General features: G+C 48.2%; 10 protein-coding genes. 2 read left to right on the plus strand and 8 right to left on the minus strand.

Features of this window, described 5'->3' with window-relative positions; genetic code table 11:
* Positions 1 to 595: 595 nt before the first annotated feature.
* From EKG38_RS11485 to EKG38_RS11510, 6 genes are all read right to left on the minus strand, one after another.
* On the minus strand, positions 596 to 1,702 hold the full coding sequence (locus EKG38_RS11485; RefSeq protein ID WP_126520393.1) for an HNH endonuclease: 1,107 nt from the start codon (positions 1,700 to 1,702) through the stop codon (positions 596 to 598).
* Positions 1,699 to 2,412, minus strand: coding sequence for a class I SAM-dependent methyltransferase (locus tag EKG38_RS11490; RefSeq protein ID WP_185826841.1), 714 nt, complete (start codon positions 2,410 to 2,412; stop codon positions 1,699 to 1,701). The genes EKG38_RS11485 and EKG38_RS11490 overlap by 4 nt, the downstream gene beginning before the upstream one ends.
* Positions 2,413 to 2,599: 187 nt before the next feature.
* A complete protein-coding gene (locus EKG38_RS11495) occupies positions 2,600 to 3,379 on the minus strand; it encodes an alpha/beta hydrolase (protein WP_185826842.1) in 780 nt (259 codons plus the stop codon).
* An 82-nt stretch (positions 3,380 to 3,461) separates the two neighbouring features.
* Positions 3,462 to 7,040: a pyruvate:ferredoxin (flavodoxin) oxidoreductase gene (gene nifJ / locus EKG38_RS11500; protein WP_126520395.1), complete on the minus strand. Its 3,579-nt coding sequence runs from the start codon at positions 7,038 to 7,040 to the stop codon at positions 3,462 to 3,464.
* A gap of 41 nt (positions 7,041 to 7,081) precedes the next feature.
* Positions 7,082 to 8,743 carry an NAD(P)-binding protein gene (locus tag EKG38_RS11505; RefSeq protein WP_126520396.1) on the minus strand — a complete coding sequence of 554 codons (1,662 nt, stop codon included), beginning with the start codon at positions 8,741 to 8,743 and terminating at the stop codon, positions 7,082 to 7,084.
* A 575-nt stretch (positions 8,744 to 9,318) separates the two neighbouring features.
* Positions 9,319 to 10,575, minus strand: coding sequence for a DUF4124 domain-containing protein (locus EKG38_RS11510; RefSeq protein WP_126520397.1), 1,257 nt, complete (start codon positions 10,573 to 10,575; stop codon positions 9,319 to 9,321).
* A 336-nt stretch (positions 10,576 to 10,911) separates the two neighbouring features.
* Between EKG38_RS11510 and EKG38_RS11515 the strand changes: the two genes are divergently transcribed.
* Positions 10,912 to 11,664 carry a PepSY domain-containing protein gene (locus tag EKG38_RS11515; protein WP_126520398.1) on the plus strand — a complete coding sequence of 251 codons (753 nt, stop codon included), beginning with the start codon at positions 10,912 to 10,914 and terminating at the stop codon, positions 11,662 to 11,664.
* The gene (locus EKG38_RS11520) at positions 11,651 to 13,498 is read left to right on the plus strand and encodes a 2Fe-2S iron-sulfur cluster-binding protein (RefSeq protein ID WP_126520399.1); all 1,848 of its coding nucleotides are present in this window, start codon (positions 11,651 to 11,653) and stop codon (positions 13,496 to 13,498) included. Before EKG38_RS11515 ends, EKG38_RS11520 begins: the two co-directional genes overlap by 14 nt.
* Before the next feature lie 174 nt (positions 13,499 to 13,672).
* Here the strand turns inward: EKG38_RS11520 and EKG38_RS11525 are convergent, their stop codons facing one another.
* Both EKG38_RS11525 and EKG38_RS11530 read right to left on the minus strand, forming a co-directional pair.
* Complete coding sequence (locus EKG38_RS11525; RefSeq protein ID WP_126520400.1) at positions 13,673 to 14,713, minus strand: porin; 1,041 nt, start codon at positions 14,711 to 14,713, stop codon at positions 13,673 to 13,675.
* A gap of 29 nt (positions 14,714 to 14,742) precedes the next feature.
* On the minus strand, positions 14,743 to 16,095 hold the full coding sequence (locus EKG38_RS11530; RefSeq protein WP_126520401.1) for an FMN-binding protein: 1,353 nt from the start codon (positions 16,093 to 16,095) through the stop codon (positions 14,743 to 14,745).
* Positions 16,096 to 16,311: the final 216 nt, after the last annotated feature.

Genomic DNA, 16,311 nt, shown 5'->3' on the forward strand with positions numbered 1-16,311 from the left:
TTGCTTCAGGGTTTGTTGCTAAAGAAAGCTTCGTCAGTCAGAAAAAGATAAAGGGGTCAGAGCGAATAAGGTAAATCCCTCCTAACTTTCTATCATTTTGGGTCTAAAACGAGTTATAAAAAGCAAGTAATAAAGCTCAAGTGGAACAATGATTATTCTTGTAAATTAGCGAGTGCAGATGTGGCTGCGAGCTTCCAAAAAGGGATTTTTTGGCAAAGCCTACAGGGATTATATTTAAAGCATTTCGCATAAGTTCAGCTATGGCGAACCCGAATTACTACTGCACCGATAAATGAAACCGCTATATCGTAAAAGGGCAGAAATGAGTTACGAAGCCTAGCAATAAAGCCTAATCGAAGAGAAACAATAACCAAGTGTAGATGCTGCTGCGAGCTTAGATTGCATGGCGAAGTTTCACATTGTGAAACTCACTGAGCGAGAGGTAGGGATACCGAACTGGCATTTAAACATGGAGGTTATTTGAAATCGCAGAGCGTATAGGGACACTTCTTATGGAATCAAGAGCCAGCGTCTCGTAGAAGTATCTGCACATCCCCCCGCGGGGAAGCGATAGATAACAATGAAGGTATAACCTTCACACAAAATGCCCTTTATCTGTTTGTCCATACGTCTCAAAGCTCTTGCCTTTCAACCAAAGCGGCGACTGGTTCTGAACGGCTAACTGATAGGCCCAGGTAGCTATGGCTTCAGAGCGGCCACTCTCGCAGACAAAGTAATTGGCAAGTTCTGTGGTGAGCGTCTTTGTATTCTGGATGATGTTTTGTTCAAACCAGCGTTCTTTGTGCTGCTCTGCGGCTAAATGATCGCTTTTGGACTTATTACATTTGCTATGTGCCAGCACGAAGTTATGGCCGAGATCGTTAGGGTAACGAGCCCAAGGGATGAAGTGATCCACCTCGCCAGTTTCTTTAAGCGGCTTGTTGCAGTAGAAGCATTTTCCCTTTTGAATATCGTGCAGCACAGGCCTTGCTTTAATGATGGAGTTTCTGTCACTCCCAAACAGAAATTCCGACAAGTTACCCTGCCCGCCAATGACGGCATGGTTTAATGGGAAATCACACACCTTCTGCGTCCAGTGACTGCGGGCAAGTGATACAGCCAGATCGTGAAAGCGCCTGAAACAAAAAGCGATACCTGGATTTAGCACGACATGTTTTTGTGTTTTATCATGTGGGTAATAGAAGCACTCTTCGCTGCCCGCCAATAACTGCAAACGCCACAGCGGTCCCTCCTTGAAGGTGCTGCGGGTCTTACTGAGAAGCTTATTCCAATCAGGATGCATTTTCAGCTGAGCTAAGGTTCTAACACCTTGATTGCGATATTCAGCGAGATTCTTAATCAATGCTGATTGTTTTCCTGCATTTTGGAGCAGGATAAATGGCGTGTCGACAGTACCACCTATACCACTGGTACTTACAACTTTGGCCGCGCTAGTATAAGGCAGTGAATGTTGCCAATAGAGCTCGATAAACTTCTCAACCAGTTCATCTATGGTGATGACACCGCTTTCAGGTTCATTGCTTGCAAACTGAGGTCGTTCGATACAGATGTCGGCTAATGCATGTAGCAGTGCAAACTTATAGGTGGCGACAAAATCCCCCTCTACCAGCAGGCGCTGCAGATAAGCGATGAACTCGACCTGCTTTGCGGCATCTACTTGGGAAAACGCTGCTGAATTCATTCAGGACTGCCATTTACTGGGGGGGCGCTTTCTACTTGGCTATTTGCTATGGGATTAGCCACAGGATCATTGGCACGTTGCAGCACCACTGTTTCCCAAAACACTTGGGTGCGACCGAGTTTATCGGTATCTCTATCGCTCGAGTCTACAACGGTTAGATGTGCCCTTTTCGCAATAGTTTGCAGCTCATCGACACTCACAGGATGCATGACTCTGGTGTCATTATTTGGCCCGTGACGCAGTGAGATAACCAACTTGCCATGGGGCGCAAGCAGATTTTCGAGGGTTTGCAGTGCGACGCAGCGCTCATTCGGTGGAATGTGCATCCAGACGGCGCTAAGCAGAATAAGGTTGAAACCATTTTGGTAGATTGTCAGGCGATTCAGACGAGGCAAACTATCAACTATCCAAGTGACATTTTGCCCTTTGGTGTACTTCTTCCCTAAGTCCGCCAAGATATGTGCGGGTTCGACGGCAACCACATCTACCTTTTGTTCTGCTGGCGTATGTTGAGACGAGCAGTGCTGCGCGAGGTACGCAGCATCGCGGCCAATTCCTGCACCGACATCTAATATGGATAAACCTGAAACGTGATGGTCGAACAGTTGATTAAGGTGAGGTAACCAGGAAGCATGTACCTCTTCAAAAGAGGTCGAAAGGTACTGACGAGCTAATAGCGAAGCATTGTCGTTGTAAAACTCATTGGTCACTGACGCGATTCCTTTTGCTTAACCTGGATAGATATACATTTTAATCAATAACATACCACACCAAAGGCGATAAAAGAATTGGTAACCGATCTGTGTATGTGACCGATAGCTATCTTCTATGGTTGATAGCTATGGATGAGCTGTAGTTAATAGCTGTTGTTGATACCAGTTAGCTCTGATAAGAGTATCAATCCAGTGCACGTTTAAGTCCGGTAACGTATTCGGAATACTCTGAGATATCGTTATGATCGGCGTCTCTGATTAGCATTGTATCCTCAAGTTGCCCTGAGAACGCATCGATCAGTCGCTCGGTACTGGCTCTTGGGATCACGGTGTCATTTTCAGCGTAGATGATCGTAGTTTTAGCATCTATATTCGACGCTCGTTTAGCCGATTCATATTTGTCGGTGATAAGCAGGGAGACAGGAAACATCCAGTAGACAGACTTGGCGACGTTAGCGGTACTGTCGAACGGGGTGACAAGGATTAACTTATCGACTTCTCTATGGGCAGCCACATATGTGGCGACTCCGGAGCCAAGACTTCGGCCCAGTAAGGACAGTGTCGTATGTTCGGCAGTGACCTCGTCAAAAATTTGAAGGGCATCGCTGTAAAGATGTGCTTCGGTAGGCTCCCCCGAACTGTCACCGTAGCCCCGATAGGCTATCAAGTAAACGGTATAGTCCGGCAGGTTCTCCCTGAAGAAAGGAATATTGTTCTCGATGTTCTCGGCGTTGCCGCCATAGTAAAGTAATGCCTTCGGGTGGCCCTCATTGACCACCCAGCCGCTTAACCGCTCGCCCTCATTTTCAAAACTTGTCACTGTCGCTTCCATCGGCGGGGAAAAATGCAACAGCGGCGGCGTTGGGAAATACAGGAGTTTACGTTGCAACACAAACAACAGAAGGCAGATCCCCAAGTAGAGAAAGAGAAGAGTGGCTAATGTACTGGTAATGCTACCCTTCATAATCTCTACTCTCCTCTTCAAGAAGCCAATTTGTCATCTGTTTCTGCCTAACTCAGTATCAAGCTAGGCATTAAGTTAGCCATCAAGTTCGACTCCGGGTATGTGGGGTAAACTTGTGCGCGTTGCGGGTGGCCATCTCCTCATAGAGGGCCCACTTTTGATTAACCATCTGTTTAGCCAGGCTCATAAGACGCGCGGCCTCATCCGGGTCGGTTTTCAGCAGGCTGCGGTACCTGTTTTCATTATAGGCATAATCCTCCAGTTTTAAGGTGGGGCGCAGTGAGTCGAGCATAAAGGGGTTACGCCCTGCACTTCGCAGCGTCGGATTGTAACGATACAGGGGCCAGTAACCCGCCTTTACCGCCAGGCTTTGCTGCTGCATGCCATCGATCATATTGATCCCATGTTCGATACAGTGGCTGTAGGCGATGATGAGCGACGGGCCGTTATAGGCTTCGGCTTCACGGAAGGCTTGCAGGGTCTGTTGCGGGCTGGCACCGAGAGCGATGCGCGCCACGTACACGTTACCGTAGGCGATAGCCTGCAGCGCCAAGTCTTTCTTAGGTACCGCCTTACCTCCGGCGGCAAACTTGGCGACCGCCCCGATGGGGGTTGCCTTGGATGATTGGCCGCCGGTATTGGAGTAAACCTCTGTGTCCATCACCAGGATGTTGACGTCACGACCGCTGGCCAGCACATGATCGACGCCGCCATAGCCGATATCGTAGGCCCAGCCGTCACCGCCGACGATCCAGATACTGCGGCGCACCAGATGGTCGATAACCGACAGCAGTTCTTTGGCTCTGGGATCGTCCAATGTTTGTAATTGCTCTGTCAGATCTTTTACCCGATCCTGCTGCTCGTGTATTTCAGATTCGTGGGCTTGTGGTGCATTAACCGTTTGATCGACCAACTCAGGGTCGAGTCGGTCTTTTAACGCCAACAGCCTGTCTTGAGCCAACTCGAGGTGCTTATCTGCGGTGAGTCGGTATCCATAGCCAAACTCGGCATTGTCTTCAAACAGCGAGTTCGCCCAGGCTGGGCCCTTGTTATCGCTGTTCTTGGCCCATGGCGTGGTCGGCAAGTTGCCACCGTAAATCGATGAGCAGCCGGTTGCATTGGCCACAAGCATGCGGTCGCCAAACAGCTGACTGAGTAGTTTCAGATACGGCGTTTCTCCACAGCCACTACAGGCACCTGAAAATTCGAACAGAGGCTGTAGGAACTGGACGCCGCGAACGTTGGAAAAATCGACCCGGGTGCGCCGATTGTAGGCGATGGTCTCAAAAAACTCCAGATTCTGGCGTTCATCCTGTAGATGCTTCTCTTTATTCTGCATGTTGATTGCGTGGTGATGTTCGTCGGCCGTATGGTTGACGGGACAGGCCTTCACGCACAGGCCGCAACCGGTACAGTCATCGGCATAAACCTGCAATGTATAACGGGCATCGGGGAAGCCTCGGGAGGTGACATTACTCGACGGGAATGAAGCTGGCGCCCCTTGCAGGCGGCGTTTGTTATAAAACTTAGCCCGAATGGCCGCATGGGGGCAGACTATGGCACAGTTACCACACTGAATGCAGATCTCTCTGTCCCAGATGGGGATCTCACTGGCGATGCTACGCTTCTCATACTGGCTGGTGCCGGTGGGATAGGTGCCGTCATCGGGTAACATACTCACGGGAATACGATCGCCACGGCCATGAAACATCTCGGCGGTGACCTCTTTCACGAACCCGGAAGCGCGTTCAAATAGTCCATCGGTCTCTTTACCGCTGATGTTACTCACCTTGACTGGCAAGTTAACACGCTGCAGATGAGCCAGCGCCTGTTCGATGGCCGCAAAGTTGCGTTTCACCACCTCTTCGCCTTTTTTAGCATAGGTTTTTTCTGCTGCTTGCTTGATCCGCTCGATCGCCTCCTCTTTCGGCATCACGCCAGAGAGCGCGAAGAAGCAGGTTTGCATCACGGTATTGATACGCTTACCCATGCCGACCGAACGGGCCACCTTATCGCCATCGATAACATAGAACTTTATCTGCTTATCGATGAGTTGCTGTTGGACATATGAGGGAAGCTGCTCCCAGATCTGCTCGGCATCGTAGTGACTATTCAACAGGAAAGTAGCGCCCTGCTTCGCCCGTTCGAGCATCTCGACGTGTTTGATAAAGCTAAACTGATGGCAGGCGATAAAGTTTGCCGACTGAATAAGGTACGGCGCGCGAATGGGATCGGGGCCGAAACGCAGATGAGAAACGGTCTGTGAGCCGGCTTTCTTGGAGTCATAAACGAAATACCCCTGGGCGTAGTATCCTTCGACGCCACCGATGATCTTGATGCTATTCTTGTTGGCGCTGACGGTGCCGTCGGAGCCAAGACCGAAAAACATCGCCTGCACCAGTTTGTCAGACTCGATATCCAGGCTTTCATTCACCTCCAGGCTAGTGTGGCAGACATCATCTATGATACCGATAGTGAAATCGTTCTTGGGCGCCTTAGTTGTAAGTTCCTGGTAGACCCTGGCCACCATGGCCGGAGTAAACTCCTTACTGGCTAAACCATAGCGGCCGCCAATGATGACTGGCATGGTTTTACGTTCGCCCTTGCTTACCGCCTGATAGAGGGCATTACTGACATCCTTATACAAAGGCTCACCATCGCTGCCGGGCTCCTTGGTTCTGTCTAACACGGCGACACTTTTTACCGATTGCGGTAACGCCTTAAGCAGATGCTCGCAGCTAAAAGGCCGGTACAGGCGAACCCGCAGCACACCAACTTTTTTACTCTGCTGGTTTAAGTGCTCTGCCGTGGTTATCGCCGTCTCGCTACCCGATCCCATTATGACGATAACCCGCTCGGCATCTTTGTCGCCATAGTATTCGAAGCTTTGATAACGACGACCCGAAATTTGATAGAACTTCTCCAGTGCTACGTCTACCGCCTCAACGGCATCGTTATAATAACGACTGGCAGACTCTCTGGACTGGAAATAGGTGTCGGGGTTTTGTGCACTACCACGCATGAAGGGGTTGTCTGGATTGAGTGCCCGCGAGCGATGGGCAAAGACCATTTCATCATCGATCATCGCCTTGATCTGTTTATCTTCGAGCAGGTCAATCTTGCTCACCTCATGGGAGGTACGAAATCCGTCGAAGAAATGGATGAAAGGCACGCGGCAATTGAGTGTCACCGCCTGTGCCACCAACGCCATATCATGACACTCCTGCACCGACGAGGAGACCAGCTGAGCAAACCCCGTCATTCGCACCGCCATCACATCCTGATGATCACCGAAGATCGACAGGCCCTGGGTCGACAATGCCCTCGCTGCCACATGAAACACGGTCGGTGTTAGCTCACCGGCAATCTTAAACATGTTAGGGATCATCAACATCAACCCCTGAGAGGCGGTAAAGGTGGTGGTCAGCGCGCCTGTCTGCAGGGCGCCATGGACGGTTCCTGCCGCGCCACCTTCACTCTGCATCTCGGCGACAAGCGGCACCTGTTGCCAGATATTTTCAATATTCTGACTGGCCCACTGATCGGCCAACTCTGCCATGGTCGAAGATGGCGTGATTGGGTAGATAGCGCAAACTTCATTAGTACGATAAGCGACGTAGGCTGTGGCTTCTCCGCCGTCTATGGTTACCTGCTTGGCCATATCATGACTCCTGTGCAATTTCGTTAGAGTTAGCGTTACCGTTAGCGCGTCGTGACCATATGTATGGCACCGGTGGGGCACTGTAAGGTACAGGCTGTACAACCTGTGCAGCGGGAGTAGTCGATCTGATAGAAGCGCCCTTCCCCGAGTTTGATTATGGCCTGCTCGGGACAGGCGCCATAACAGCCATCACATTCGAAACAGTTACCACAGCTATAACAGCGGCTGGCCTCGAACGTGGCTTGTTTGGTATCGAGACTGCCGAGGATCTCGGCAAATGAATGATCTCGTTTATCAACCGGGAGCGTGGGCTGATGGGTTTGCTCCGCTTCTGTGAGATACCAGAGGTTGAGGGATTCAAAATCGGCTACTGGAGGCTTGGTCTTGGAGCGGTGAACGGTACCGGAGAGGAATGCATGGATGTGGCGGGCCGCTTTCTTACCATGCCCCGTCGCTATGGTGACAGTTCGGTCACAGGGCACCATATCTCCACCGGCGAAGATGCCATTGCGCGCCGTCATCATCTGCTCATCGACGATAACCGTACCGTCGGGTTTAAAGGTGATCTCGGGGTAACAGGCCATCAGCTCGGAATCGATATTCTGCCCAAGCGCTAAGATAAGCGCATCCGCTTCAAGCGTCTCAAACTCGCCAGTAGGCACGGGTTTGCCATGCTCATCGAGTGTCATCTTCTCTACGGTGATCTGATCGAGATTGATCTCCTTGATGGTCCTCAACCAGTTAATCTTCACCCCCTCTTCCAGGGCTTCTTCCGCTTCAAACTGATGGGCCGGCATCTGCTCCATATCACGGCGATAGATGATCAGCGTCTCTTCGGCGCCCAGGCGTTTTGCCGTTCGCGCCGCGTCCATGGCGGTGTTACCTCCGCCGTAGATAGCCACACGGCGTCCAAGTTTGGTCGCCTCACCTTTGCCTACGTCACGCAGATAGCTCACCGCGTCTAAGATATGGCCCGCTTCACGGGCTGGGATCTCGACTTTTCGGCTGATGTGGGCCCCGACGGCGACAAATACCGCATCGAACTGTCCGTCCGATTTTTCCTGTTTGAGATCTTCGACTTTATGATCGAGAGTAAATTTTACCCCCATATCTTCGATGCGTTTGATCTCGGCCGCCAGAATAGTGCGAGGCAGACGGTAGGCTGGAATACCGAAGTGCATCATACCGCCGGCAATAGGGCCCGCGTCCCGGACTTCGACGTCATGGCCAAGCCGCGCAAGATGGTACGCCGCCGACAAGCCGCTTGGGCCCGCGCCGACGATAAGTACCTTCTTGCCACTTTGTCTGGCCTCGAATCTGGGTTTCCACCCCTGCTCGACAGCCATATCCCCAAGAAATCGTTCCACCTGGTGGATGCTGACAGAGCTATCGACATTGGCCCGGTTACACACAGATTCACAAGGGTGATAACAGACTCGACCATGGACTGCCGGCATCGGATTTTCGGCGATCAAGAGTTGCCAGGCCTGCTCGAACTTCTGTTCATGAGCCAGTGATAACCAGCCCTGAATATTTTCGCCTGCCGGGCAGCCCTGATTACAGGGAGGCAGATAGTCTTGAAAAATTGGTTGGCGTTGCGTTGAGGGTCCGGTACCGTCACTTAACAGCAGATCCGGTGGATTGGTCATATCATGGGACTGTGATTTCATACCATTTCCTTTGTGATCATGATTTGTAACCATGACTTGGGATCAAAGTAGGCAAGCCGTCCATGGAGTGGTCGCTGCCAAATAGCGATTATCTGTGTCTAACATTTTTGTGAGATTTTGTTTTAAAACTAAGTCTAGAAATTTATGTTTCTAAATCAGGGTTTCTAAATCAAGGTCTTTAAATCCAGGTATCTAAACCATGCTTTTAAGATCAAAGGCTTTAAATGAATTCGATGTTGGAACTCTTACTTCTGTGGATAGTTTAACCATATATTATATAAGGTCTATATGCTCATAAAAGCATCGAAATATCAACCACTATGAATGCTTTTTAGCCAGAACAGATCTTAGTTTATATGCAGCACCTTCACCGAATTCAAAGAACTCGTGCGGGATGACGTTTTGTAGGAGCGTGCTTTAGCCGCGAAGACAATTCAATGGAGATCCATTCCCGGCTAAAGCCGGTCCTACATTTAGATAAACCAATTTCATCCAATCTCTGTAGGAGCTGGCTTTAGCCGCGAAGATTTTTTCAATGGAGATCCATTCCAGGCTAAAGCCGGCCCTACATTTAGATGAACGGTTTATTGTGTCGGTGTGTATTGCGATTAAAAAGACTGGGTTCGATAACGTTCACTATTCATCCAGCTTACCCAATCGGCTTGTAGCCGTGTTAAACCACCGGGATAAGTGTTGAGTACCGAAACATAATCAGATGGTGCACAGCGAGTCTCTACCAAATTAGCGAGCAAGGCTTTCATGGTTATCTTGCCTTTAGGTGTGCTCATTAAAAAATGGACCAATGAATGGGATTGTGAATACAGCAGGGTCTGTTGACTGCCCGCCCAGGTTTCTTGCTTCGCCCTAAACAGAGTGTCTAAACTCACGCTTTTTCCGGAGAAGACCCGTTTCCACTCTCTTGGTGGGATCTTTGCGGCATAACCTGACATCCGGATCCCCTCAAAATATTCCGCAAGACCTTCGTTAAACCACCTAGGCGTTGGGCCAAACAGCCCGGCATTGATCACATGAACTGATTCGTGAACCGACGTTTGATAGGCTTGTTTGTCGCTCCTGTGCCAAACTGCTGCCATATTATATTGGGCAACGTAAAAACCTTGGCTCGGGCCAAGACTCGATGCATATTGACTTTGGAGACTCTGATAACTGCTTTTGGTCGTCGCGAGAGTAAGGTCGACACTCACGGGGGCAACACCCGATGGAGGAAGATACATTTCATAGATCTCACTGACCTTTTTAATGGCTGCGGTGATCTTGTCCTTAAATGCTAAGGGGAGCCTACTACCTGTGGACTTTACCGCCAGTTCAAATGAATATTCAGCATCCTGATATGTTGTCAGCGAAAGATCATGTTCGTCGCCCTGTCTGGCATCATCGGTAAAATGTACCTGACCATTTTCATCTGTCCAGCTGTAGATCTGCTGTTTACCTTTATCTTGCTTAACGGCTTTAGGTATAGGCTTATTGCAAACAGCTGAGCTATTCACCGGCGAGCCGTGCAGTTCAATATCGATTGGCAGTGCCTGGCTATCGTTGTAACTAGTGTGCCCCTGTACTATTTCGTTTGGCTGAAGATCGGTTAAATTGACCTCCCGTGACTCATGAGGCAAGGCAGCATTTACACGACTAAATCGACTCCTTGGGTAATCCGCCCATTGTTCACAAAAGTCCCACCCTTTTTCGCGGCAGAAAAGCCCCGCTTTATAACGATTAGCTAAAAAAAGTTCTACTGCTTTTTGACTGGGAGTTAAACCGCTACCACTGTTTTTCTCTTCATGCACCAGTAAGCCGATTGCAACCAGCAATATCAAAAGAAGAATGTATCGGCTTAAACGGGTTTCCATGGTTCTATTCCTTTAATGCGTAAACGCAGAGTAGCGGTTTTCAATAAACTTCGGCAAGTTAAAACTACATGAACTTGCGGCGTACATACCGATTTCATGAGACACCCATTGCCATTAAAGATGTCGTAACACGTCAGGGTTGCACTGTTTTAACCGAGCAGTTCTGGACATAAATAAAATTTGAATGCATGTTTGAGCATACAAGTCTGACTTGATTGTGAAAATAACTGTTGGCAACCAACTTCAAACATCTAGAACTAACGGGCAAAGGCCAGTTATCGTTGATCTACATTCAAATATATTCAGTTAATAATTTTCATAGGAAAAACAACAATAATGAACTTATTAAAAATAAGTCGAAAATATCACCGATGGTTGATGCTCTTCTTGGGTGTGCAGTTTGTGATCTGGTCTGTGTCCGGTGCCTATATGGTCATATTCGATATCGACTATATTCATGGAGATACCCTGGTTGTTAACCATCAGGCCAAAGTAAATCCCGATAAAATCACTTATTCCTTGTTCGAGTTAATTAAGCGCTACCCGAGTGCCGAACAGATTGAAGTCGGCCTGTTTATCAATCAGGAAGTGTATCGGTTCAGACAGGATGGTACTCAATACCTTCTCGATGCCAGTACTGGTCATCTACTCTCTCCAATCGGTGAAGAGCTGGCAGTTACCGCCGCGCGGCATTATTACAGTGGCACCGGGGATATTGCCGATGTCGAGCTTATCACCGATAACCCTCCCTTCGAGCTGAGCTCGCGGGCCCTACCGGCCTGGCGGGTTAACTTCGATGACTTTGGAAGCCCTTCTATTTATCTCTCCGCACGCAGCGGCAAGTTAGTCACCAAGCGCCACGAGTTCTGGCGAACATTCGACACTATGTTTAGCTTACATGTGATGGACTATGAAGATGAAGATGCCAGCAACTGGTTACTGTTCTGGTTCATCCTATTTTCACTGTTGGCGGCAATATTAGGTTTAGTCTTAACCTATTTCAGGTTTTTTAAGGCAAACGCCCAAGATAACGATGACGGAAATGAAAGTGTCTCTGAAAACAAGGAGACCAGCCATGTCTCTGATTAAAACATTTCATAAATGGCTATCTCTTCTTGTGGGACTGCAACTGTTGGTCTGGCTGGGCACAGGTCTGTATTTCAATGTCATGGATCATGATAAAGCCTCGGGGAATCAAAACAGGCAGAGGGTCGAGAGCCCGGCCGTTGATCTACAGCGGCTTATAGAACCTAAAACCGTGATACGGGAGTACGATACTACCGTATCTATGAGTCTGATAACCTTGCTCTCTCATCCCTATTACCTTCTTATCCATGAGAAAGGGTTATACCGTCATTTCAAGAATAGCTACTCACTGGTCGATGCAGTCACCGGCAAGCCGTTTGTTATTACTAAAACCATAGCCACAGTGATTGCTCTTGAGTCCTATAAGGGCACGGCAACTGTCGCGGCCACAGTTAAACTCACTGGACCGAGTGATGATTTCCCCAAGGAGCAAAACAGCTTGTGGCAGGTAAACATCGACGATGACCTCAATACCAGTGTCTATGTCGATGCCGGATCTGGCCGGCTGATAGGCCACAGTAACGATGATAAACGCTTTGTCGATTTTATCTTTATGCTCCACTTTATGGATTACGCCAGCGAGGGCAGTTTTAACAATGTTCAGGTCATCGTTTTCGCTATTTTCACCCTGTTTTTTGCCTTTACCGGCCTTATCTGGACGGTGGAGCTGGGGTTCAACGGCCAATACAGGCCAGCCTTACTCTTGGGTCGTAAACTGGCCAAAACCAAAAAAGTGAAGGTATTCGACAAGCATTCAAAAAGCATAGGGCAGCTTGCCATGGCCAGCCATGAAAACCTGCTCGACAGTTTGCTCAATCACGATATTGCCCTACCCTCGACGTGTGGCGGAGGCGGTACATGTGGGCGGTGCAAGATAGTGGTCGACAGTGCTGTAAAAATGACCTCGGCTGATAGGAGCCAGTTGACCGAGCAGGAGTTGCAAGCGGGGTATCGTTTAGCCTGCCAGCACAACAGCGATGAACTTGAGCAATTAACCTTAGTCGATGTGACAGAGGCCGAGACTCATGAATTGGAGCTAATCAGTAGCGAGTTTATCTCTCCTTATATCAAGCAGCTGCGCTTTAAATCTGTGAGCGGTGAGCGCGTGGAGTTCAGGGCCGGCGCATTTATGCGTTTCTTTATCCCAGCCGCTAAAGGCAGCTCGATTCCGGCGTATCTACCCGTAGAGTTGCTGCATCATTGGCAAGACGTTATACACATGGAATATGAGCACTTAGCCTGCAGTCGCAACTACTCGCTCGCCAATGGCGATGGTCAAACCGATGAGCTGGTGTTTACAGTGAAGATTCAGACATCTCCCAACGAGAGGGTTAAACCCGGTATCGGGTCGAGCTACATCTGTAACCTGGCCCCGGGGGAAACAATCGAAGCGGTCGGCCCATTCGAGGAGTTTTATGCCCGGCCATCGAGCAGTAAGCCTATGGTATTGGTTGGAGCGGGTTCGGGGATGGCACCGTTAAAGGCCTTGATCGAAGAGCAGCTAATTAAAAACACCAGTTCACGGGAACTCTATTTTTATTTTGGTGCCCGCAGTCAGCTAGACCTTATCTACAGTGAGCACTTTCAACAACTGTCAGACAGCTACCCAAACTTTCATTATCTGCCGGTACTCTCCAGACCCGGGCAAGATTGGAATGGCGCCACGGGATACGTGCAGGACCATCTGGGAGAGGAGCTAGCCACTGAGCTTGAAAAAGCGCTGGATAAAACTGAGTTTTATCTCTGTGGCCCTGCGGCCATGATGGAATCGACTATAGAGTTGTTAAAATCACATAGCATCGCCGATAACGCTATCGCGTTTGATAAGTTTGAGTAACCCTTGATTTAGTATTTGTAGGAGCGGCTTTAGCCGCGAATGTATTACCTGATTGGCTATTTGGATTGGGGCTTACTGGATTCGTCAAACAGCTAATGTGAGGACTGGCACATCCTTGTGCCGGTTCTGCAGGGAGCACAGATTTGGGGTTGAATTTTATCTACTTAGCTGTATTTAGAAGTCGTAGCGGACACCGACACTGACGATAGTGTCATCGAAGTCATCGAATTGCTCAACATCAAACTGGCCAATTTCGGTATGAAGGCGGGTTGATTTAGATACTCGGTACTCAGCCCCGACTGCCCACTGCGAAACTTCAGGGGTCTGCGTCACTGACTCACCATATTTATCATAGACTTTTGCTGCGATTCTACCGGTACCCGAATCGTCCTGTCCGTATTGGGCTTTAAGCAAAAGCTTATCGATTTGATACTTGGCACTTACGATAAAGCCGGAGCCATCACGCTGTTCCCAGTTGGTCTTATAAGGATTTACCAGCTCAGATGCTTGATAGATAGAGCCCAGCATAAGGTTGCCATATTTGTATTGCACGACCGCACGGTAACCTTTGATATCTTCAACGCCATCGGTGTAAGCAGCGGCTAAATAGAGGTTACTGCTTCTGAAATGTTTATCACCATAGGTGAGCGCTAATTGATAGTTGCCGTTATCACGACGAAGATCATCCTCACCATAATAGTTATCCTCCATGATGTAGCTGGCGCCAAGTTGTAACTTGTTCCATTTTACCGTTTTATATTCTAACGAATCACCCCAACGCTTATCACCGGCAAACAGTCGATCGTGTTTCATCGAATACATGTCCATCGCATCGGCAGTGCCTTTAGCCATCTTAAAGACCGGGTCGATACGACCCGCAGCCAGTTGGCCGGCCGAGGCGTGTTTAATACCGATAAAGGTGGGCCTTGATGAAAAAGGATTCTTTCCTTTATCTTGTGAAGCGCCGTTAACGCCCACTTCTATTTGATAGAAAAGTTGGGTATTTTCCAGGATTTCACTGCTTCCTTTGATACCTAATCGGCTCCAGTTGTTCTCAAGCACGGTGCCGCTCTTTCCATTATGAGTTGCAGAGCCACTGTCAGAATTAGTAACAGAGTAATCAATACGGCCGTAAAATTTGTATAGGTCTTCGGCCAAGATTTGAGGAGATACCAGCATGCTGGTTACTAACAAGGAAAGTGTAAATGTTTTCATAATCATCGTCTCTTTTGATTTATTTTGTATTACTTAGAAGTGGGTTGTTTGTGCTCAACAATCACGCCATCGATACGCATCTGTTTATAGAGAACATCTGCCTGCTTGAGATACAGTTCCCATGAAGAGGAGCGTTTGGTGAAACCGGTTGCTGCATAGCTTCCGGAGTCTCCGGTGGCTGGCAGGTCATTAATATCGAATAGAGACCCACCCTGTTGAAGATGGACGTTTAGTGCATCAAACATCACGTTAAAACCAATTCGTGCCGGCTCAACATAATTGATTGAGGCATATTTAGATTGACGGTAATGCTTCTTAAGAGGCGCGTCTTTTATCTGAATCTTCTCGTCTGCGAAAACTTCATCAAAATAAGACTTAGTGATCTGTTTTGTCTCTGTATCTAGGATCAAACGCAATACGGTTGTAATACCAGTCCACTTACCATTTTTATCTAACTGCTTTTCAGCATTTTGATAGAACTTAAGCTTGCTTCCTTCACCATTGATCTGAGCATGAATTTTCGCCGTTAGTGGTACCATTGACTGCTGGATACTGTTTGATGCCCCTGCTACCACGTCAATCCCCGAATACTTCAGGCGGTTGGGTTGCTTTAACTTGTTACGTAACTTAGGGTCATAATCCGGGTTTAAATCGAAGGTGAGCTTGTCTTGCTCAACTATCAATTTCTCCATGGTTAATGCTGACTGAACCCAGGCCGTGCCCTTCTTCTTACCCATTGAGAAGTTATACTCTGAGGTACGCTTAGGGACATCCTGGAAAAGTCGGGTGTAATAGTTTGGGCGGCCACTCTCATTGAATTCCGCGAAGATCACATCTTTCGCATCGTGACTCTCGACAACGATAGCCATGCTACCCATATGGCCCTGACGGAATCTGGCTTCCTGGTAGTAGTAATCGCCGATGACCATGCCAAGCTGGGGTTGAATTGACCATTTCAGTTTAAAGTCATCATTACCAGACTCCTCTTTCGAGCCGACAGACACGTATTCAGGTGTGCTTCCATCGACTCTGGGGAGTTTATTTATCGCTTTTAAGATCCCGTTAGATGAGAAGGTCGCACCGGATACGGCATCGATCCCTTCATGACCATTATTAGCGACGATTTTTGCCAGGAGGCGTTCTGCGTTAAGAAACAGCGACTCGGTCTCTTTATGTGATTTTGTCGTCACATCGGTAATTTTGCCGTCTTTAACATTAACGTTTAACGTGATTTTACTTTTTTTACCTTTGGCGCTGACTTCATGAGCTCCGTCAACGTACTTACCTTCAATAGAGGTTGTCGCGCAGCCAGCCAACCCTAAGCTTGCTATGGTGACTGCCGTACAAATCAGACTTCTTTTAAATGTATTGTTTTTTATCATCTCGTCTCTGCCTTTTAACTTGGTTTATAACTTGATATAGAATTTGCATAAGTTTTCATACAGAATAGCGAGCACAAAAATAATAACTATTGCGGAAAACCGCAGGATATAGTTGTTTATTTAGAATATTTGATCCAGTTAACACATTGGCAATAATAATTACCTTTAGCACTTTTTAACATGCTACTTATTTAATAAGTGTTCATCATTATTTTT

The sequence above is a fragment of the Shewanella canadensis genome (assembly GCF_003966225.1).
Lineage (GTDB): Bacteria > Pseudomonadota > Gammaproteobacteria > Enterobacterales > Shewanellaceae > Shewanella > Shewanella canadensis.